The sequence below is a fragment of the Chryseobacterium vrystaatense genome (genome assembly GCF_000737765.1).
Classification (GTDB): Bacteria; Bacteroidota; Bacteroidia; order Flavobacteriales; family Weeksellaceae; genus Chryseobacterium; species Chryseobacterium vrystaatense.
The window spans coordinates 73,607-95,048 of sequence record NZ_JPRI01000007.1; the positions used below are offsets into that span (position 1 = coordinate 73,607).

General features: G+C 37.5%; 15 protein-coding genes. 12 read left to right on the forward strand and 3 right to left on the reverse strand.

Translation table 11 applies throughout. From position 1 onward, the window contains the following. Positions 1–319 precede the first annotated feature (319 nt). The 8 genes from IW16_RS17245 to IW16_RS26350 all read left to right on the forward strand — a co-directional run bounded on the left by IW16_RS17245 (position 320) and on the right by IW16_RS26350 (position 10,871). Complete coding sequence (locus tag IW16_RS17245) at positions 320–3,142, forward strand: SusC/RagA family TonB-linked outer membrane protein (RefSeq protein ID WP_084694577.1); 2,823 nt, start codon at positions 320–322, stop codon at positions 3,140–3,142. A gap of 12 nt (positions 3,143–3,154) precedes the next feature. Continuing rightward, the gene (locus IW16_RS17250) at positions 3,155–4,573 is read left to right on the forward strand and encodes a RagB/SusD family nutrient uptake outer membrane protein (protein ID WP_051890388.1); all 1,419 of its coding nucleotides are present in this window, start codon (positions 3,155–3,157) and stop codon (positions 4,571–4,573) included. Positions 4,574–4,646: 73 nt separating this feature from the next. After that, positions 4,647–6,032: a glucoamylase family protein gene (locus tag IW16_RS17255; RefSeq protein ID WP_034747167.1), complete on the forward strand. Its 1,386-nt coding sequence runs from the start codon at positions 4,647–4,649 to the stop codon at positions 6,030–6,032. 99 nt (positions 6,033–6,131) lie between these two features. Next, a complete protein-coding gene (locus IW16_RS17260) occupies positions 6,132–6,839 on the forward strand; it encodes a carboxylesterase family protein (protein WP_034747170.1) in 708 nt (235 codons plus the stop codon). A 171-nt stretch (positions 6,840–7,010) separates the two neighbouring features. After that, positions 7,011–9,338 (forward strand): beta-glucosidase BglX, encoded by a 2,328-nt coding sequence (bglX, locus tag IW16_RS17265; RefSeq protein WP_034747173.1) that lies wholly within the window; start codon positions 7,011–7,013, stop codon positions 9,336–9,338. Between the two features lie 84 nt (positions 9,339–9,422). Beyond that, on the forward strand, positions 9,423–9,809 hold the full coding sequence (locus tag IW16_RS17270) for a hypothetical protein (protein WP_034747176.1): 387 nt from the start codon (positions 9,423–9,425) through the stop codon (positions 9,807–9,809). 291 nt (positions 9,810–10,100) lie between these two features. Continuing rightward, the gene (locus IW16_RS17275) at positions 10,101–10,514 is read left to right on the forward strand and encodes a hypothetical protein (RefSeq protein ID WP_034747179.1); all 414 of its coding nucleotides are present in this window, start codon (positions 10,101–10,103) and stop codon (positions 10,512–10,514) included. Between the two features lie 219 nt (positions 10,515–10,733). Beyond that, a complete protein-coding gene (locus IW16_RS26350; RefSeq protein WP_117590662.1) occupies positions 10,734–10,871 on the forward strand; it encodes a bacteriocin-like protein in 138 nt (45 codons plus the stop codon). 151 nt (positions 10,872–11,022) lie between these two features. Here the strand turns inward: IW16_RS26350 and IW16_RS26355 are convergent, their stop codons facing one another. The 3 genes from IW16_RS26355 to IW16_RS17285 form a co-directional block, all read right to left on the reverse strand. Continuing rightward, on the reverse strand, positions 11,023–11,172 hold the full coding sequence (locus tag IW16_RS26355) for a bacteriocin-like protein (protein WP_117590663.1): 150 nt from the start codon (positions 11,170–11,172) through the stop codon (positions 11,023–11,025). Positions 11,173–11,365: 193 nt separating this feature from the next. Then, on the reverse strand, positions 11,366–12,532 hold the full coding sequence (locus IW16_RS17280) for an iron-containing alcohol dehydrogenase (protein WP_034747180.1): 1,167 nt from the start codon (positions 12,530–12,532) through the stop codon (positions 11,366–11,368). A gap of 63 nt (positions 12,533–12,595) precedes the next feature. Then, complete coding sequence (locus tag IW16_RS17285; protein ID WP_034747182.1) at positions 12,596–13,477, reverse strand: AraC family transcriptional regulator; 882 nt, start codon at positions 13,475–13,477, stop codon at positions 12,596–12,598. A gap of 255 nt (positions 13,478–13,732) precedes the next feature. Between IW16_RS17285 and purB the strand changes: the two genes are divergently transcribed. The 4 genes from purB to IW16_RS17305 all read left to right on the forward strand — a co-directional run bounded on the left by purB (position 13,733) and on the right by IW16_RS17305 (position 21,372). Continuing rightward, positions 13,733–15,160: an adenylosuccinate lyase gene (purB, locus tag IW16_RS17290; RefSeq protein WP_034747185.1), complete on the forward strand. Its 1,428-nt coding sequence runs from the start codon at positions 13,733–13,735 to the stop codon at positions 15,158–15,160. 45 nt (positions 15,161–15,205) lie between these two features. Further along, positions 15,206–16,165, forward strand: a complete 960-nt coding sequence (locus IW16_RS17295) for a WG repeat-containing protein (RefSeq protein WP_034747188.1) — start codon at positions 15,206–15,208, stop codon at positions 16,163–16,165. A 10-nt stretch (positions 16,166–16,175) separates the two neighbouring features. Then, the gene (locus IW16_RS17300) at positions 16,176–17,600 is read left to right on the forward strand and encodes a serine hydrolase (protein WP_051890391.1); all 1,425 of its coding nucleotides are present in this window, start codon (positions 16,176–16,178) and stop codon (positions 17,598–17,600) included. Between the two features lie 76 nt (positions 17,601–17,676). Then, positions 17,677–21,372 carry a phosphoribosylformylglycinamidine synthase gene (locus IW16_RS17305; protein WP_034747190.1) on the forward strand — a complete coding sequence of 1,232 codons (3,696 nt, stop codon included), beginning with the start codon at positions 17,677–17,679 and terminating at the stop codon, positions 21,370–21,372. The last annotated feature ends 70 nt before the right edge of the window (positions 21,373–21,442 follow it).

The window sequence follows — 21,442 nt, forward strand, 5'->3', positions numbered from 1 at the left end:
TGCGCCAAAGGTAAACACTATTACCGTATTAACAAAATATTAATTAAGGCTGCGTATTTGGTGAATTTTTTGTTAAAAATACTCATTTTTTAATTGGGTATTTTATAATGAATCAATAGTTGTAATGTGATTTGCTTATCTTGATATGATTTATTTAGATTTTTATTTAACGATTAATTATTTTTTTTAAATTTTTAAGATATGTTAACATTGTTCATTTTTTTTTATATTTTTACCTAATGTCTTTTTTTGAGAATTTAAATAATTCACAAATAAAGACATTAAATAAGTTTAGATTGTACGAATAAAATTGAACTATATGAAACAACGTGATTTAAAGTATCCATGCCTCATTGCCGTTTTATACTTCGGTATGAATGTCAATGCGCAGGTTACTCCAAAAGATTCTGCTGCGAAAGAGCAGAAGATTGAGGAGGTAGTCCTGATAGGATATGGATCTCAGAAAAAAGAAAATATTACCGGAAGTATCGGGATAGTTTCTGCAAAAGATCTGGCAAACAAACCCAATGCAAATCCAATCAGTTCTATACAAGGAAAATTATCCGGTGTACAGGTTTTGAATTCTGGAGCGCCTGGAGGTTCACCCAGAGTAGATATTAGAGGGATCAGCTCCCTGACTGGTAAAACGGTTTTTATCGTTGATGGAATGATCACAGACGATATCTCTTTCCTAAGTCCTCAGGATATTGAATCTATGAGTGTTTTGAAGGATCCTTCGAGTTTGGCAATTTATGGAGCAAGAGCCGCTAACGGTGCTGTGATCATTAAAACCAAAAGCGGAAAGGGTAAAAAACCTATTTTTAACTTTAACTCTTATTTAGGAATCAAGACTGTTACAAATGTTCCTAAAATGGCAAACGCTGATCAGTATTTGCAGCTGTACAATGAGAAGTTGATCAATGACAATGTAACCAACCCGGTACCTTTAGACAGATCATCCTATCCGACCGATAAGGATTGGTTCAAAGAAATATTAAGAACAAGTCTTATTAACTCCAATGATTTTTCTGCGGCAGGAAATGTTGGCAGACTTAATTATTATGGTAGTATCGGATATTTACAGGATGAAGGAAATTTAAGAGCAGGACAGGGAATTAATTCAGGAAGTGGTTTTAACAGATTAAGCACCAGAGTTAATCTTACCTATAAAGTTACAGACAATATTACCATTGGAAATAACTTTACTTTTTCAAAAATGCACACGGATCAGGCACTGAATCCTCTTTTGGATGCTTACTCATCACCACCTGTTTACGATGTAATGAATCCAAGTACCGGAGATTATCAAAACTTTACGTTGGCTAAAGTTCCTAATTCCAGGGCGAAATTAGATTTATACAGATCTCAGATCAGAGAAGAAAGACTGTTGAATAATATTTGGGGAGAGTATAAATTTCTGAAAGATTTCACTTTAAAAATCAGCTATAGTTCGGATAATATTAATACGAGTAAGTATGAATTCACGCCAACATTTGGCTATGTTCCTACTTCTGATCAAAAGGCCTCTAAATTAGTCACAAGAGATTCCAGAACCAGAAATTATATCTGGGATAACACTCTAAGCTGGAAAAAGAATTTCGGAAAGCATAATCTGGAAGTGTTAGCCGGTTTCTCCAGAACAAGAAATTCTTATTATCAGGCTTATGCAGAAGCACTGGATGTGAAGTATGATGGAAGTAATGCTTCGTTGGGTATATCTAACGGAACGAATATTTATATGACTGATTTTGAAGAAGGAGGAAGAGATGTTATTCCATACCAGGATAGAATAGAATCCTTTTTCGGAAGGCTGAATTATGATTATGGTGGGAAATACTTAGTGAATGCATCCATTCGTAGAGATGGAACTTCTAAGTATTCTTCAAATGACAGATACAAGGTATTTCCTGCGGTAAGCGCCGGATGGGTTATATCAAAAGAAAACTTCATGAGCGAACAGAATGTTTTTAATCTTTTAAAATTAAGAGCAAGCTGGGGTAAATTGGGTAATCCGGATGTACAGAGAGCTTTTACTCTGAATACAACAAAAATTAATGAAGGAGCATATTACGGAGAAAATGGAGCACCGGCGCAAACCATTGATAAAATTATTGATCCTAATATTGGCTGGGAAACGACAACAGGTAGAGACCTTGGATTAGAAATGGGATTATTCAATAATAAACTGAAAATTGATGCCACCTATTTTGACAAAGATACAAAAGATGTTGTTTATGGTATTGTTCAGGGAACAGTGTCTGGAGCAGGTAACTGGAATAATTTCATTACCAATGCGTATTCATTTAACAACAGGGGATTTGAATTTTCCATCAACTATGACACGACTATTAGTGACCATGTAAAACTTGGAGTTTACGGGAATATGACCACTCTGAAGAATAAGATTACTTCTGTTTTTAATGGATCTTATTTACAGACAGGAGCCAGTTTATACGGTAACTCTATCATAAGACTTCAGGAAGGACAGGCTGTAGGTTCTTATTATGGGTATCAGGTAGAAGGTATTTTCCAGACCAAGGCAGAAGCTGATGCGTGGGCTACGCAAAACGGAGCGAAAGCAGGAGGGTTTAAATTTAAGGATATTGACGGAAACGGTGTGATAGATGCCAGAGATAAAACTTTCCTAGGAAGCCCTATTCCTAAAGGAACTTATGGATTTGGTGTTAACCTGAATGTCTATGACTTTGATTTTGCGATTGATTTCCAGGGTGTTTTTGGAAACAAAATATACAATTTCAACAGAGAGCAGCGTTACGGGAACGAAAATTGGGATTTAGATTTTTATAACAACAGATGGCACGGTGCAGGAACGTCAAATGATTATCCGATGGCAACCAATGACCAGTCTATTATCTTACCCAATAGCTTTTATGTAGAAGACGGAAGTTATATAAGAATTAGAAATATCCAGGTAGGTTATAATTTACCAAAATCATTTGCTGATTCTATGTCTATTACCAAATTAAGATTATATGTAAGTGCGCAGAACCCTTGGACAAGTTTCAAATACCATGGTTTTTCACCGGAAATCTTGAATACAGACCGAGTTCAGATGGGTGTTGATAATAACATCTATCCGATTTCAGCAATTTATACTATTGGTATGAACTTAACATTTTAATAAGAAAGAGTTATGAAAAAGATATTTTTATCAATCGCATTGTTTTCACTTGCGGTAAGCTGTAAAGAAGAGTTTTTAGATATAAAACAGGAAGGTCAGGTAGAAGCTTCATCATTTTTCAAAACAAAGGAAGATGCTTTGCAGGCAACGAGTGCTATCTATAGCTTTCTGAGAAGCTGGGAAAATTCAGCATTCCCTTATCAGTTTGTTTTCGGAGTTCCGGCGGATGATGTTGTAAAAGGTTCTAATCCCGGAGATTCTTCTTTCATTAATGTATATGATAATTTCACCTATACAGTGAGTGATGAAGGAGTAAGAGGATATTGGATCGGGCAGTGGCAGGCTGTGAACAGAACGAATCAGGTGATAACCAAGGTTCCTGCAATAGACATGGATACTACTTTAAAGAACAGATTGATTGCAGAGTCCAGAATGTTAAGAGCATACTTCTATTTTAATTTAGTAAGGATCTATGGTGGAGTTCCGATTTATGATAAAGTAGAGGATTTATATGAAAAGCCTAGAAACTCTGTAGAAGAAGTGTATAACTTTATCATTGCTGATCTTATTGCTGCGGCAGAAGTTCTTCCTCAGACCTATCCTGTTTCAGATCAGGGACGCGTAACAAAAGGAGCTGCATTGGGATTGCTTTCTAAAGTATATCTTTATAAAAAAGACTGGCAGAAGGCGTATGATACTTCAAACCAGTTAATCGGTATGGGATACGATTTAGATCCTGATTTTAACCATTTATTCAGACCGGCAGGCGAATTTGGGAAAGAATCTGTTTTTGAAGTGAACTGTGGATGTGAACCTCCATACAAAGGAAGTCAGTATGCCCAGGTTCAGGGAGTAAGAGATCAGTTTGGATGGGGCTTTTTCACACCTTCTGCTGCTTTGGAAAATGCATTTGAAGCAGGGGATATCAGAAAAGAACTTACCATACTTAGAAATGGAGAAACTACTCCTGAAGGAGATTTAATCGCTATGGGAGATGCTCAGTCAGTAACGACCTATAACCAAAAAGTATATGTTCCAAAAGCATTGAATAACAGTGCTTGTGACTATGGATCTATCCAGAATATCAGAATATTGCGTTTTGCTGAGATCCTTTTGATTAATGCAGAAGCAGCTAATGAATTAGGAAATACAGCAACAGCTGCATTAAATCTGAATAAAGTGAGAGACAGAGCAGATCTTTTACCAACAACAGCTACAACCCAGATAGCTTTACGTCAGGCAATATGGCACGAAAGAAGAGTAGAGTTGGCTCTTGAAGGTGACAGGTTTGTTGACTTGGTAAGAACCGGACAGGCAGCAACAGTATTGGCTCCTTACGGATTTAAGGCAGGGAAGAATGAAGTATTTCCAATACCTTTAGATGCAATGGATCAAAGCCATGGAGCTTTTACACAAAATCCTGGTTATTAATCTATAATATTATAAAATAGCCAAAGTTTACTTTGGCTATTTTTTTAATCAAACTTATGAAAATGTCTATGTTATGAAGTTAGGTGTTATTTCTATTATTACAGTTTCTTTACTGCTTTCATGCAAAAACTCTCAGATCAGCAAAAATCAGACTGCCCAAAATAAATCCGTAAAAAGCGACATCACAGATGAGCAGATGATGGACAGAGTTCAGAAAGATGCCATAAAGTATTTCTGGGACTATGCAGAGCCAAAATCAATGCTGGGAAGAGAGCGTTACCATGAAGACAATATCTATCCCGATAATGATAAACACGTTATAACAACGGGTGGTTCAGGGTTTGGACTTGCAACACTTCTGGTAGGAGTGGAAAGAGGATTTATTCCAAGAAAAGAAGCCGTGAAAAGACTTACACATATGATGGATTTTCTTGCTAAGGCAGATCGTCATAAAGGGGCTTGGTCCCACTGGATCAACGGAGAAACAGGAAAAACGGTTCCTTTCGGGAAAAAAGATAATGGCGGTGACCTTGTTGAAACCGCATTCTTAACATCAGGAATTCTGATGGTACGCGAATATTTTAAAAATGGAAATGCCGAAGAAAAGGCCCTTGCTTCAAAATGTGACGAGCTCTGGAAAGGAATTCAATGGAACTGGTACACGAAAGGAGGCGAAAAAGTTCTGTACTGGCACTGGTCGCCGGAATATCAATGGGAAATGAATTTTCCGCTGGAAGGCTATAATGAATGCCTGATTACCTATATCTTGGCAGCTTCATCACCTACACATCCTATCGATGCAGAAACCTATTATAAAGGGTGGACAAGAAACGGAACTTACCTTACAGACAAAACAAAATACGGACTTCCCCTGTATGTAAAACACAATTATGCCGAAGAATACGGCGGACCGCTTTTCTGGTCACAATATTCTTATATCGGTCTGGATCCTACCAGACTTTCTGATAAACTGGTGAAAAACTATTTTGACTTAAACAAAAATCAAGTCCTTATCGACTATAAATACTGCGTTGAAAATCCAAAACAATGGAAAGGCTACGGTCCGAACTATTGGGGACTAACAGCCGGATACACAAGAAATGAAGATGGAAGCACAGGGTATACAGCTCATATGCCTACCAATGACAATGGCATAATCACGCCTACAGCAGCACTGAGCAGCTTCCCTTATACACCCAGAGAATCTATGGACTTTCTAAGATTCCTATACACTCAAAAACCTGAATTCATCGGATCGGCAGGACCTTATGATGCAACTTCAGTTAATTATAACAATTGGTTTACGCCAAGATACTTAGCAATAGATCAGGGAACAATAGCGCCGATGATCGAAAACTACAGAACAGGATTTCTTTGGAAACTGTTTATGAATGCTCCTGAGATTCGGCAGGGACTTAAAAAATTAAGTTTCCAGTCTGAAAAATACGGAATCAAATAATCCGATTTTTAATGTGATGTTTATTGAAAGGATTTTCAGGAATAAAAAACAGGCTTAATCTGCTAAAAAAACAATGCATCAACAACCTTAAACAACGATATGAAATTAAAAATAAAATACCTTTCCCTTTTACTTCTGCCGTTTTCATTACAGTTGAATGCACAGGAGATAAAAGCTGAATTAAACAAAGAAATTAAAAAGACAGAAAAAATATCCTACATTCTGGATTACCCCCAAAAGGTAAAAGGAAATGTTCCCTTAATTGTGTTTCTTCATGGTTCAGGAGAAAGAGGAAATAATCTGGAAGCAGTGAAGGCTCACAGTCCATTTACTTATAAAAACCTGATTAAGGAACCTGTCGCTATTTTAGCACCACAATGTCCGGCAGATACCTGGTGGGATACCGAAACGGTGTATAGTCTGATTAAAGAAATTCAGAAAAAATATAAAATTGATGCCTCCAGAATTTATCTTACCGGACTTTCGATGGGAGGTTGGGGAACATTGAAGCTGGCCATGGAACATCCTGAAATGTTCGCTGCAGTTGTTTCCGTATGTGCTCCTACTGACATGGTCATGTATGCGAATATTAATCAATATAAAGGGTTAAACATGAAAATCTTCCATGGAGGAATGGATGATGTTGTCTTACCTGAAAATGCGATTCATTTTTATCAGAACTTGCATCCCGTAAACCCTTCTGCAGAATTGGTCATTTTTCCTAATGATAACCATAATTCCTGGGATTCCACTTATTCGGACCCCAAGTTATATGAGTGGATGCTATCCAGAAAAAAAGGAGAATAGAGAAGAGTAGATAAGGAGGATGATTGCCAAGTTATAACGCAATCCATTGACCTCTGATAAAATCCTTGTACCATAAAAGATATAGCACCTTTGCTCTAACAAAAAAAAGAAAACGCCTCCACGTTAAAACAAAAAAATAAAATCAGAACTATAATTTAAGAAGATAGATTTATGAAAAAGTTAATTGTACTCGCAGCCTTAGCGCTTGCTCCTGTATTTTCTGCACAGGAAATGGTAACCAAGCCCGTGCAGTCTTATCAGACAGCTCAGTATCAGGCAAAAAGAAAAGCTTTTGTAGAAAATCTCTTGTCTAAAATGACTTTAGATGAAAAGATTGGCCAGCTTAACCTGCCTACTTCGGGAGATTTTACCACAGGGCAGGCTCAAAGCTCTGATATTGGTAAAAAGGTTGAAATGGGATTAGTAGGAGGTTTATTTAATATAAAAGGAGCTGAAAAGATCAAAGCCGTTCAGAAAGTCGCTATTGAAAAAAGCCGTTTGAAAATTCCTTTGATCTTCGGAATGGATGTCATTCACGGCTATGAAACTACATTCCCTATTCCTTTAGGGTTAGCTGCTTCATGGGATATGAATTTGGTACAGCAGTCTGCAAGGGTAGCTGCAAAAGAAGCTTCTTCAGACGGAATCAACTGGACATTCTCTCCGATGGTAGATATTTCCCGTGAGCCAAGATGGGGAAGAGTATCTGAAGGTTCAGGGGAAGATCCGTATTTAGGAAGTGAAATCTCTAAAAATATGGTATATGGATATCAGGGTAAAGACCTTTCCGTAGGAAATACCATTTTAGCTTGTGTCAAGCATTTTGCATTATATGGAGCCGGAGAAGCCGGACGTGATTATAATACAGTAGATATGAGCCACGTAAGAATGTTTAACGAATATTTTCCACCTTATAAAGCAGCAGTAGATGCAGGTGTAGCTTCTGTAATGGCTTCTTTCAATGAAGTGGACGGAGTTCCGGCAACAGGAAGCAAGTGGCTGCAGACCGATGTTCTCCGAAAAATGTGGAACTTCAAAGGTTTCGTGGTGACCGATTATACAGGGATCAACGAAATGATCGAGCATGGAATGGGAGATCTTCAGCAGGTATCTGCTTTAGCTCTAAAAGCTGGTGTGGATATGGATATGGTAGGAGAAGGATTTCTTACCACGCTGAAAAAATCTCTGGATGAAGGAAAAGTAACCCAGGCAGAGATCGATCTGGCAGCAAGAAGAATTCTTGAGGCAAAATTTGATCTTGGTTTATTCGATGATCCTTACCGTTATGGAGATGCAAAACTGGCAGCAAAAGAGGTTTACAACATGGAAAACCGTAACATAGCAAGAAGTGCAGCAGCCCAGTCTATGGTCTTACTTAAAAACGAAAACCAGGTGCTTCCTCTGAAGAAATCTGGTACAGTCGCAGTGATCGGACCATTGGTCAATAATTCACTCAATATGGCCGGAACGTGGAGTGTGGCCACAAAACATGCTGCTTCAGTTTCTTTGATGCAGGGGCTTCAGGCTAATTATGGAAAAGAAGTGAAATTCCTTTCTGCAAAAGGAGCCAACATTGATTATGATGCTAAACTGGAAGATATCTATGCTGCTCATGGTAAAAAAACAGACAGAGACAGCCGTTCTAAAGAACAGCTGTTAAAAGAAGCTGTGGATGTTGCCAGTAAAGCAGACGTTATCGTTCTTGCCATCGGAGAATCTGCAGAAATGAGTGGAGAATCCTCTTCAAGAACAGAAATTACCATTCCTCAGTCGCAGGTTGATTTGCTAAACGAACTAAAAAAGACTGGAAAGCCAATTGCGATGGTTCTTTTTACGGGGCGCCCATTAGCTTTGACTAACGTAAAAGATACACCAGATGCTATTGTGAATGCATGGTTTGCAGGTTCTGAAGCGGGGAATGCTATTTCAGATGTTCTTTTTGGAAAAGTAAATCCTTCAGGAAAACTTCCAATGACCTTCCCAAGAAGTTTAGGACAAGTGCCAATTTATTATAATGCAAAAAATACAGGCCGCCCACTGAGCCAGGATAAGGTTGATAAATGTGTATACGAAAGATTCCGTTCCAATTATATGGATGAGTGTAATACACCGCTGTATCCATTTGGATACGGTTTGAGTTATTCTAAATTCAGCTACTCGGATATGTCTGTTTCAAATTCAAATCCAAAAGGAAATCAAACCGTTCAGGCTGCAGTAACTGTTACAAATAGTGGAAATTATGACGGTGCTGAGGTGGTACAGCTGTATATCAGAGATATGGTAGGAAGTATTACAAGACCTGTAAAAGAATTGAAAGGATTTCAGAAAGTTTTCCTGAAAAAAGGAGAGTCTAAAAAAGTAACCTTTGATATTACACCGGAAAGCTTGAAATTCTACAACGGAGAATTGAAATTTGACTGGGAGCCGGGAGAATTTTATATCATGATCGGAACCAATTCTGATGATGTAAAACATTCAAAAGTTAACTGGACCAAATAATATGACCAAAGCCATTCTTATGAGTGGCTTTTATTTTTTTGGCATGATTTTTATTAGGACATTTATAACTTTAAGATAATAATTATGAAAAAAACGATTTTACTTAGCGCAATATTTCTGGGTTCTTTTACTTTCGCACAAACAGTCGGAGGAGACAGAGATGCTCATGGCTGTATAGGTTCTGCTGGATATACCTATTCTCAGATCAAGAAAGACTGTGTAAGAGTTTTTGAACAGAAGATTAAACTTACAGAAGTTGCCCCTAAAGGAAGCTCTACTTCAATGGCCGCAGTGATCTTTAGTAAAGACATGAAGAAAGCTGAGGTTTTCGTTCCGGATACAGACGGAGAAAGTCTGATCCTTAGCAGACAGGGGAAAGGTAAAGTTTGGAAAAAGGATGACTACGCATTAGTGCCGTTTAAGAAAAACGGATACCAGCTTAAAAAAGATAATGTTGTGATTTATCAGTAAACTACAACTTTTAAAATACGATAGACTGTCTGTTAAGGCAGTCTTTTTGTTTTTAACATCATAAGGACTGTAAATTCTCCAATTGCAGATTTAAAGTTCAAGCTTGAATTTAGAAAATTTCATAATATGAGCAGAACCAATTCCGGAGATATAAAGTCTCAAAATCAACATAACTTAACAGTATATTTATAAGACTCTCAAAATGAGTTGGCTTTTTTTTGTATCTTAGATTCACTAATACCTTATTTCTGTTGTTATTTTGTAAAACTAAAAACCATTAATATTTAAAATATGAGAAAAACTATTTTATTGGGCGCAATGTTCCTCAGCTCTTTAGCCTTTACCCAACAAAAATCTCCCGTTCTAGGAGGCGATAGGGATGTTCATGGCTGCATAGGCTCAGCAGGTTATACGTATTCACAAATCAAAAATGTTTGTGTAAAGGTTTTTGCACAAAAAATCAAATTAAAGGAAGTGAACTCAGACAAAAGTTCCACTTCAATGACGGCTGTTATTTTTAGTAAGGATATGAAAAGGGCTGAAGTTTTCATCCCGGATGGAAATGCAAAAAGTATTATCCTTGAAAGAGAAGGAAAAAGCAAATTGTGGAAAAGCGGAAGCTATATTAAAGAAGCTTATGTTTTAGTTCCTTATAAAAAAGCGGGTTACCAGATTAAAAAAGACGATGTTGTGATTTACCAGTAAATCCAATTGTAATACACAAAGCCGTTCGAAAGAGCGGCTTTTTCATATATATAGAAATTCAATTTCAAATTTTTTAAATTTAATAAGGTCAAATACATCTTTGCAAACAGGGGATGAATTAAAATTATATTTTCGATTTAAAAAAAATGTAAATTAGTTTAATCAAATCATAGCGAAATCCGAAAAGCTTATAGAGTAGGAAAGACCAAAAAAAACTATATGAAAAATCTAAAAAAACTTTCAAAAAAAGAATTGAAAACTGTTCAGGGAGGTATTCCTATGTGCTTGCCAGGTTATTTCTGGTGTTCATTTGTAAAAAAATGTATTTCTGTAGGATCAGATTGTGGGCTTGCATAGCATTTCCCTCCTCAAATAATATCAGAATCAGTATCTGAACCTTGATATTATTTTCCTTTAAACAAAGCAGCAAAGCCGCTCGGAAGAACGGCTTTGTTTATGCTTTTAAAACTGATTTTAACCAATTAAACAGGGTTCAGATCAGATGTTTTTAATAACATTTATCGGGGTTATAAATTCTGCATGGTCCGTTTTCAGAATACTGGCACGTTCCATTCGGGCATCTTCCTCCCTCTGGTGGAACCCAGCCGCCTTCAATTGTTTTTAAATCAGATTTAGTTAATTTTTTGAAATTTTTCATAAGAATTTTGGTTTTGATTTGTTATTTAATCCATAAGCTTTTCAAGCTCTATGTTTTACTAAATTAAAAAATAAATTCAAATAAAATCACCTTCCGTTGAAAAATTAAATAGAATATAAAAAAGACCATTCATAAGAATGATCTTTTTATCAATGTCGAAATGATTAATTATAACCTCTGTTAAAAAAGAATATTAACCAAGTAAGGTTTCTTCAGCATATACAAGACCTTCATAGCAAGCATTGTATATAGTTTTCAGATCATCCAGTGTTGGGACACGCGGATTGAAGCCAGTACAGGGATCAATTAATGCATTGTTAGCAATGTAATCCAGATTTTTGTCCCAATCTTCTCTTGAAATTCCAAACTCTTTAAGCGATGAATGATTATTCACTTCAGATCTCAATGTTTCAACAGCCTGAGCCAGATCTTCTGCAGTTTCTTTACCAATCACTTTCGCAAGATCAGGAAAACGGTCTGTAGCCTGAGCATTGAAACGGATTACATTAGGTAAGAAAATAGCGTTGGAAGCTCCATGAGGAATACCATACAATGCACCTACCTGATGTGATAATGAATGAACAATTCCCAACCATGCATTATTAAACGCCAACCCTGCCATAAAAGAAGCATCATGCATATTCTGACGGGCCTTAATATCATTTGGATTATTCACAGCTTCTTTCAGATTGTTGAACACGATTTCAAGACCACCTTTAGCCAGGGCATCTGCATAATTGTTTTCAATATTCGAAACATAAGCTTCTACACAATGGGTCAATGCATCCAAACCAGTATTAGACGTAATGTGAGCAGGCATGGAAGCGCATATTTCACCGTCTACAATAGCGATGTCCGGAGTCAGTTCATAAGAAACAATTGGATATTTTACCCCTTTTTCACGATCTGTAATCACGGCTAATCCTGTAGTTTCAGTTCCCGTTCCGCTGGTAGAAGGAATGGCGATAAATTTGGCTTTATTTCTTAGTACAGGTACAGAGAAAGGTTTAATTAATGAATCAAAATCCGTATCTGGGAATTCATAGAATACCCACATAATCTTTGCTGCATCAATAGCAGAACATCCTCCTAAACCAATGATCCAGTCCGGCTCAAAAGCAGTCATTACTTCAGCACCCTTAAGGCTGGTAGCAGAGGAAGGATCTTCTTCCACACCATCAAAAACCTTAGTTTCTATTCCTGCTTCAGCTAAAAAAGCAATCGCTCTGTCCAGCGTTCCGCTTTTTCTCATAGAACCTCCTCCGGTTACGATAACCGCTTTTTTACCTTTAATATTTTTTAACTCGTCAAGACTTCCAGGACCATGAAAAACTTCTCCTGCAATAAATAATTTACTCATTTTCTTTACTTATAATGATGCAAATTTAGATAAGCAGGAACGGCACATGTTATACAAATGAGACTATCCGTTATACATTTGCGCCAACTCCTGCTGAAGTTCCGTCGGAGTCTCTTTTAATTTGGATTTTACAAATTTATTGAGGGCGGAAGGAGAATTGAAACCAAGATCAAACGCAATCTCTTTATGCGTAAGGTCTGAAAACAAAAGCTGTCTTTTGATTTCCATCAGAATTCGGTTATGGATAGCGTGAATAGCCGTTTCGCCGCAATGTTTCTTTGTGATGGAATTTAGCTTTTTAGGGGTGATAGCTAATTGATCAGCATAATACTGAACCGTTCGCTCCTCTTTATAATGTTGGTTAAGGTGCTTTTTAAAGCGGACATACAAAGGTTTGTCCGTAGTTTCCTTGTACAGTACAGGATGGAGTCCGTGAATAGATTCAATAAGACCCAACAGGAAAACTTTAATATAAAAACGAGCCTGTTCTTTTTTGATAAGACTCGGATGCATATAAATATCCTGGATGATTTCCAACAGATTCTTGCTTCGTTCGAAATCTTTCGGAGGAAGGATCGTACAGTTGAGCTGCGTCGAAAGGTTGACATTATAAGTGCTCAGTTCGTTTTTAAGAATGTCCGAGCAGAACAGGATCTCTTCAAATAAAATAACTTTTCCTTTTAAATCTCCACTTGAATTCGAAATAAACTGAACCTGCTCAGGAAAAATGACAGAGATCTTTCCTGGCTTAAGATGATAACTTTTCTCTTCAATATGAACATGCAGATGGCCGCTTTCCATAACAATAATACAGAAGTGATCTTTTTTATGGGGTTGCTGGTATTCTTCAAGTCTTTTGCTATCCAGATCAAAAATGCGGAAAGACAAATTCTTATCCTCTTCTTTTTGGATGTTTTTCTTTATTTCCAGTTTCTGTAATCCCATTGAATCGATGAATTAGTATGGTTTAAAAATCAATCTGCAAAATTAGTTCTTTTCAGCAAATCCCAATTAAACAGAAAAGATTATCTGTGTTTATGGGTATAATTAATGGGAGAAATAGAAGCAATGGAAACATGCTTTTATAGGTTTACTGCTGAAGAAAATAAAATTGCTCCGAACCGGGCTTAAAACACTCGTTACAATTTTCATCTCTCACCGAAAAACCTTATTTTTGTACATCTAAAAGTAAAAGAAAGAATGAATTCCTACAAAAATCCATTGGAAGAGCGCTATTCCAGTGAAGAAATGTTGTTTAATTTCTCACATAATAACAAATTCCGTACCTGGAGAAAGCTTTGGATAGCTTTGGCTGAAATTGAAAAAGACCTGGGTCTTGATATTACAGACGAGCAAATTGCCGAGCTTAAAGCCAATGCCGAAAACATCGATTATGATAAAGCGGCTGAGTATGAAAAAAAATTCCGTCATGATGTGATGGCTCACGTTCACACGTATGGTGATGTGGCGCCTTCCGCAAAAGGAATTATCCATTTGGGAGCTACTTCGGCTTTTGTAGGAGACAATACAGACCTTATTCAAATCCGTGACGGGCTTTTAATCTTAAAGAAAAAGCTGGTTAACGTAATGAAAAACTTAGCTGATTTCTCTATTCAGTATAAAGATCTTCCTACTTTAGGATTCACCCATTTCCAACCGGCTCAATTAACAACTGTTGGTAAAAGAGCGACCCTTTGGTTACAGAGTTTGGTTCTTGATATTGAAGAGCTGGATTTCTTCCTTGAAACCCTTCGTTTCAGAGGAGTAAAAGGAACTACCGGAACAGCTGCAAGTTTTCTTGAACTTTTCAACGGCGACTATTCTAAAGTAAAACATTTAGATAAAGAACTTTCAAAGAGATTCGGTTTTGAGAAAGTATTCGGAGTTTCTGGTCAGACTTATGACAGAAAAATTGATGCTAAAGTAGTCGCTTTATTAGGAAATATTGCTCAGTCTGCACATAAATTCACCAACGATTTACGTCTTCTTCAAAATCTTAAAGAAATTGAAGAGCCATTTGAGAAAAACCAGATCGGTTCATCAGCAATGGCTTACAAACGTAATCCAATGAGAAGTGAAAGAATCGGGGCGCTGGCGAAATATGTCATGTCTCTGACAACAAGTTCTGCGATGGTTGCTTCTACACAATGGTTTGAAAGAACATTGGATGATTCAGCTAATAAAAGGCTGACGATTCCTCAGGCTTTCCTTGCGGTTGATGCCATCTTGTTGATCTGGAACAATATCATGAATGGAATTGTTGTTTATCCAAACAGAATCAACAAGCATATCATGGAAGAACTTCCTTTTATGGCAACAGAATATATCATCATGGAAGAGGTGAAAGCTGGTGGTGACCGCCAGGAAATTCACGAAGTGATCAGAGTTCACTCTATGGAAGCTTCCAGGAAAGTGAAAGAAGAAGGAAAAGAAAATGACCTTATTGAAAGAATCTTAAATGACGATTCTTTGAAATTAGACAAATCAAAATTAAAAGAAGTTTTAGATCCGAAAAATTTTATCGGTTTTGCACCGATTCAGACAGAGGAGTTCATCAGCAATGAAGTCCAGCCGATTCTGGATCAGAATAAAGACCTGATAGGATTGGAGGCTGATCTTAAAGTATAAATCATATGCAGCCTTTTGGGCTGCATTTTTTATTTTATATTCAACATGAAAAAAACTCTTTTACTCATTTCCATAATACCCATCCTTTCTTTTTCCCAGAAGAAAGAGGTTTTAAAGTATTTTATCTCAAAAGATACATTGGCTGGAGTAAAAGATCAGAACGGGAAAATCATCGTTCCTGCACAGTTTAAAATATATTCAGATCTTAAAGACGGTGATCCTGTACAAGAGGAAACCATTTATTTTGATGGTTCTAAAAAGGGGGAAGCTAAAGAGAAAAATGCATGGGGATACGTTTATGATAAAAAAGGCAACTTCCTGTACAGACCATTCTTTTATGATAATGGAGCAGATTATTTCAATGAAGGTTTAAAAAGATTTGTTAAAAACGGGAAAGTAGGTTTTGCAGACCGGAACGGAAAAATCGCCATAGAAGCCAGACATGATTTTGTTTCATATTTTGAGTACGGTTATGCTGAATTTTGTGACGGTTGCGACTGGGAGCAGACAGAAGATGAACATAAAGGTATTGTAGGTGGAACCTGGGGAATAATGAACACCAAAGGAGAAACGGTAAAACCCATTGTAAAACGGTCTGAGAAAGACAGGGAAATTCAGGGGAAATACTATGCTTATCCATTTCAGTACAACCAAAAAGAGAAGACAATTCTTCAGTTTTTTGAAAAGCAGAACAAAACCCTTTCAGGGCTCTATTACGTCAATGTTTATCCCCTAAAATCGGAGGCTGAGAAGAAGCTGGTCTTTGAAATTGTAGAAAGACCCAAAGAAAATTTTCCTTATTACCAGATCAATACCTATGCTTCGGCTAAAGGTAATATGATTTCTGATCGCTTCAAATTTATGGTTTCTGAAGACGGTAAAGAAAAGTACGCGATTGATTTTAATGAAAAAATTCCCTTTGACCAGTGGCTAAACAATGAGATCAAAGACGCCATACAATATCAGAAAGATAATCCCGATAACCCCAATAAATTTGTAAAATAAGATCTACTCCATGAAAAAACTGTCGATTTTTTTATTCATTATTCTTTCTGTGAAAGGTTTCTCACAAAGTGAGAAAGAGGTGTATTCCATCATGGATGCTAATGCTGCCAAATTAAAGGAAAAATCAGGAGCTTATTCCGTATCGGTAGGAATAGTGAAAGACGGTAAAGTGTATACAAAACATTACGGAGAAATAGATAAAGGAAAAGGAAATAAAGCGACCAATGATAGCTATTTTGAAATAGCATCAATTACCAAACTTTTTACGGGTCAGCTTTTGGCTCAGGCTGTTTTGGAAAATAAAATTAATCTTGAGGACGATATCCGTAAATATCTGAAAGGATCATATCCCAATTTAGAATACAACGGAACTCCCATTAAAATTAAAGATCTTATTTCCTATAGAACCGCATTGCCGCGTAACCTGCCTGATGACGCTGAAATCCGAAAAAATATGTCGGATGAAACACCTTTTCAATATAATAAACTGGCAGAGCATTACACAAAAGATAATTTTAAGCAGGATCTTCAAAAGGTAAAACTGGATACACTGCCTGGAACCAAATATAACTACAGTAATCTGAGTCTTGAACTTACAGGTCTGATGCTGGAAAACATTTACGGTAAAAGCTATGAAACGCTGCTTAAAGAAAATATCCTGTCAAAAGCAGGAATGGATCACACCAAACTGGAATTGGGTAAAGGAGAAGTCTTAGCGAATGGATATCATTCAAGCGGACGTCTGATGCCAAAATCCATAAGTCATTTATGGGGTGCAAGTGGAGCGAGAACCAAATCGACGATGGGAGATCTGGTGAAGTTCTTAAAATATGAACTGGATTCAAAAAATTCAATTGTTCAGGAATCTCAACGAAACATCAGTAACAGTAAAGGAGACTGGTATGGATATTTCTGGGACGGTTATGGCCTTAGCGAACATGGAAAAATGGGTTATAAACATGGAGGCGCATTCGGAGATCAGATTTGGTTTACCATATATCCGGAACTGAATATGGGCATTTGTTTTATTGTAAATGTCAGCGGGCAGAGTACGTTTCCGGCACTTTATAATTCAGCTGCCAGATTAGCCAATGATCTGACGACTGCTCCGGGTAAAAAGGAAATAGAAGGATATTATCTGAAGGGTGATAACGTTGTGTTTACCTATACTCATCCAAAGAATTTAAATTCAAAACTGATCAATAGTGCTTCGGTAGCAGGATCTTTCAATGATTGGAAAACGGACCATAAAAACTATCAGTTAATAAAGAAACAAAATAACCGCTTCGAGTTAGAAGTTCCGAAATCTAGTTTTGAAAAAGGGAAAACCTATACATTTAAACTGATTCTAAACGGAGAAGACTGGATCAATGCATCAAGAAATGCTTCCAATACAGACGGGACAGATGATAATAATCTGACCTTAAAGTTTTAAAATATAAAGAATCAGCTACTGGTTCTGAAAAAGTAAAAAGAAAGTAATAAATCTAATATTTAAAATCTGACATCTAATGTCTAATAACAAAAGAATTTTCGTAGAAAAAAGAGGAATTTTCGATGTTGAAAGTCCAAAAATTTTTGATGAAGTAAAAGCAGTCGTTCTGGCGGTCAAAAATGTGAAAGTGTATAATGTGTATGATATTTTCGGACTGAATGACGGAGAATTCGAAAAAGTGGTAAACAGCACTTTTGTAGATCCGGTGACCGATATTTTACATACAGAAAAACCCGCAGCGGAGATCACGTTTGCCATGGAATTTCTTCCCGGACAATACGATCAGCGTGCAGATTCTGCCCAGCAGTGCATCGCTCTACTGACCGGGAATGAGAAATCTAAAGTAAGAAGCGGAAAACTGATCCAGTTTGAAGGCGTTTCTGAAGCAGACCTTGCAAAAATCAAAGACCTTCTCATCAACAAAGTGGAATCTCAGGAAAAAGATCTTTCTATCCTAAACATTCCTGCAGATGAAGTACCGTCAAAAGTTCTAATCCACGAAAATTTCATTAGTTTCGATGATGCCGAGCTTGAAAATTTTTATAATAATCACGGTTTTGCATTAGGATTGGATGATCTTAAATTCATCCAGGAATACTTTAAGACAGAAAAAAGAAATCCTACCGAAACCGAACTGAAAGTTTTAGACACCTATTGGAGTGACCACTGCCGTCATACCACTTTTGAAACAGAATTGTCAGATATCCAGTTTGAAGGAGCATTCAAACACACATTGGAAACTATTTTCAATGACTATATCGAAAAAAGAAAATTCTTAGGCCGTGAGCTGAAGCCAATCTCTTTAATGGATCTGGCAACAGTATGCGGTAAATATTTCCATAAAACAGGGAATCTGGATAACCTGGTCATCTCAGATGAGATTAATGCATGTACGATCCAGATCGAAGCTGAATACGACGGCAAGAAAGAACCGTGGTATTTATTATTTAAAAATGAAACCCACAATCACCCCACTGAAATTGAACCTTTCGGAGGAGCTTCAACATGTTTGGGAGGAGCGATCAGAGATCCTTTGTCAGGAAGATCATTTGTATTCCAGGCGATGAGATTAACGGGTGCTGCTGATGTTTTGGAACCGGTTGATCAAACGTTACCGGGGAAACTTCCTCAGAAAACCATCACAAAACAGGCTGCCAACGGATATTCATCATACGGAAACCAGATCGGTTTAGCCACTACCATGGTTTCTGAAATCTACGACGAAGGCTATAAAGCCAAAAGAATGGAAGTAGGATTCGTTACCGGAGCCGTTCCTGTAGATTGGGTAAGACGTGATAAGCCTGAAAACGGTGATTCTATCATTATTTTGGGAGGTGCAACGGGTCGTGACGGTGTTGGTGGAGCGAGTGGAAGCTCCAAAGTACAGGATGAAAACAGTATTCACACGATGTCTACTGAAGTTCAGAAAGGAAATGCCGTTGAAGAACGTAAAATCCAGAGACTGTTCAGAAATCCTGAAGTAACGAAACTGATCAAGAAATCAAACGACTTCGGAGCAGGAGGTGTTTCTGTAGCCATCGGTGAGATTGCAGATTCTTTAGAAGTGAATCTTGATGTTTTACCTTTAAAATATGAAGGATTGAACGGAACCGAACTGGCTATTTCTGAATCTCAGGAAAGAATGGCAGTTGTTGTTGATCCACAGGATAGAGAAAAATTCATCAAATTCTGTGAAGATGAAAACATTGTTGCTGTAGAAGTAGCAAAAGTTACAGACTCAGGAAGAATGCAGATGTTCTGGAAAGGTGATAAAATCGTTGACCTTTCAAGAGAATTTTTAGACACCAACGGATGTTCCAAAACTCAGGAGGTAAAAATTACCCATCTTGAAGAAGTAAAAGAAGAAACACCTGCTTTTACAAAAGAGAACTTCGTCAAAATATTGAGCGACAAAAATGTAGCTTCCCAAAAAGGACTGTTGGAAATGTTCGACTCTTCTGTAGGTGCAACCACGGTTGCGATGCCGCTTGGAGGAAAATACCAGCAGACATTGATGGAAGGAAGTGTTCAGACGCTTCCAATCTTAGGAGCAAAAGATATTGAAACCGTTTCTTTTGCAAGCTGGGGATTCGATACTGGAATTTCAAAACAAAATTCACTGTTGGGAGCTTCTTACGCAGTGGTAGAAAGTGTAGCCAAGATCGCTGCTATGGGTGGTGATTACAAAAATATCAGATTAACCTTCCAGGAATATTTCGAAAAACTGGGACAGAATCCGGAAAAATGGGGTAAACCTTTGGCTTCTCTTTTAGGTGCTTATGATGCACAAATCAACCTTGGTCTTGCGGCAATCGGAGGAAAAGACTCCATGAGCGGTACTTACCAGGATCTGAATGTTCCACCGACATTGATTTCATTTGCGTGTGCGAATGGTGAAAAGAAAAACGTTATCTCCCCGGAATTTAAACAGGCAGGAAATAAGATCTACTTCTTTAATCATGTCCCTCAGGAAAGCGGACTTCCGGACTACGAAAGCTTAAAAGGAATTTTCGAATTTATTTTTGAAAATATCAAAGCCGGAAAAATTGTCTCCGTGAAAACGGTGAAAGAAGGTGGTGCAGCAGTAGCATTAGCGAAAATGAGCTTCGGAAACAGATTGGGAGCAGAAATAAGGATTGACGACAAGGCTTTATTAGCTAAAAATATAGGTAGCTTAATCATCGAATCAAAAGAAGAATTAAGCAATACTTCTCTTCAGCAGATTGGCGAAGTAAAAGATTCTGGAATTTTGGCAATCAATGGTCTTGAATCTAATCTATCAGATCTTGTAGCAGCATATACAGGTACCTTTGAAAACCTTTTCCCAACGACAGAAAAAGAAAAACTGACGGTTGAAATCGATGAGAAATCAAATTCGGTCAACCCAAGAAATATCATCATTAAAAATCACGGGCTTGCTAAGCCAAAAGTTTTTGCTCCTGTATTTCCCGGAACAAACTGCGAATATGATACCTTAAATGCATTCCAGAAAGAAGGTGCTGTGATCAGCAGTCTTCCGTTGAAAAACATCAGCCACCAATTGCTGGATGAAAGCATTGATGCATGGGTAGAAGAAATCAGAACATCTCAGATCCTTGCGTTCTCAGGAGGTTTCTCAGCAGGTGATGAGCCTGATGGTTCTGCAAAATTCATCGTAAACGTTCTGAAAAACGAAAAGATGAGAAATGCAGTTCACGAATTACTGGACAGAGATGGAATGATCATCGGAATCTGTAACGGTTTCCAGGCTTTGGTTAAATCAGGTCTGTTACCTTACGGAAGAATCAAAGATCTTGATGAAAACTCTCCGACATTGGCTCACAATGCAATCAGAAGACATATCTCTCAAATGGTCAATGTGAAGGTGGTCAACGACGAAAGTCCTTGGTTAAAAGGAATGAAAGATCAGGTGTTCACCATTCCGATCTCTCACGGAGAAGGCCGTTTTATGGCTTCTGAAGAAGAAATCAAAAAACTTTACGAAAACGGACAGATCGCAACCCAGTATATTGATCTTGACGGTAACATCGCCCACGGCATGCCGTTCAATCCTAATAGCTCATTATTCGGAATTGAAGGGGTAACCAGCCCATGCGGAAAGATTTACGGTAGAATGGGACATCCTGAACGTTTTGCAGAAGGCCTCATGAAGAACATACCAACCGCGAATTACCACAATATATTCAAAAACGGAGTAGAATACTTCAAGTAAAAATAGAAATGACCGCCATTCAATGGCGGTCATTTTTTTTATATTTACAGGGATTAAATGTATAAAAGAA

Coding starts and splice junctions, on each gene's coding strand:
- IW16_RS17285 (WP_034747182.1), bottom strand. CDS start 13,477: ATGGGATTACAGAAACTGGAAATAAAGAAAAACATCCAAAAAGAAGAG.
- IW16_RS26350 (WP_117590662.1), top strand. CDS start 10,734: ATGAAAAATCTAAAAAAACTTTCAAAAAAAGAATTGAAAACTGTTCAG.
- IW16_RS17300 (WP_051890391.1), top strand. CDS start 16,176: ATGAAAAAACTGTCGATTTTTTTATTCATTATTCTTTCTGTGAAAGGT.
- IW16_RS17245 (WP_084694577.1), top strand. CDS start 320: ATGAAACAACGTGATTTAAAGTATCCATGCCTCATTGCCGTTTTATAC.
- IW16_RS17250 (WP_051890388.1), top strand. CDS start 3,155: ATGAAAAAGATATTTTTATCAATCGCATTGTTTTCACTTGCGGTAAGC.
- IW16_RS17260 (WP_034747170.1), top strand. CDS start 6,132: ATGAAATTAAAAATAAAATACCTTTCCCTTTTACTTCTGCCGTTTTCA.
- IW16_RS17275 (WP_034747179.1), top strand. CDS start 10,101: ATGAGAAAAACTATTTTATTGGGCGCAATGTTCCTCAGCTCTTTAGCC.
- IW16_RS17280 (WP_034747180.1), bottom strand. CDS start 12,532: ATGAGTAAATTATTTATTGCAGGAGAAGTTTTTCATGGTCCTGGAAGT.
- bglX (WP_034747173.1), top strand. CDS start 7,011: ATGAAAAAGTTAATTGTACTCGCAGCCTTAGCGCTTGCTCCTGTATTT.
- IW16_RS26355 (WP_117590663.1), bottom strand. CDS start 11,172: ATGAAAAATTTCAAAAAATTAACTAAATCTGATTTAAAAACAATTGAA.
- purB (WP_034747185.1), top strand. CDS start 13,733: ATGAATTCCTACAAAAATCCATTGGAAGAGCGCTATTCCAGTGAAGAA.
- IW16_RS17305 (WP_034747190.1), top strand. CDS start 17,677: ATGTCTAATAACAAAAGAATTTTCGTAGAAAAAAGAGGAATTTTCGAT.
- IW16_RS17270 (WP_034747176.1), top strand. CDS start 9,423: ATGAAAAAAACGATTTTACTTAGCGCAATATTTCTGGGTTCTTTTACT.
- IW16_RS17295 (WP_034747188.1), top strand. CDS start 15,206: ATGAAAAAAACTCTTTTACTCATTTCCATAATACCCATCCTTTCTTTT.
- IW16_RS17255 (WP_034747167.1), top strand. CDS start 4,647: ATGAAGTTAGGTGTTATTTCTATTATTACAGTTTCTTTACTGCTTTCA.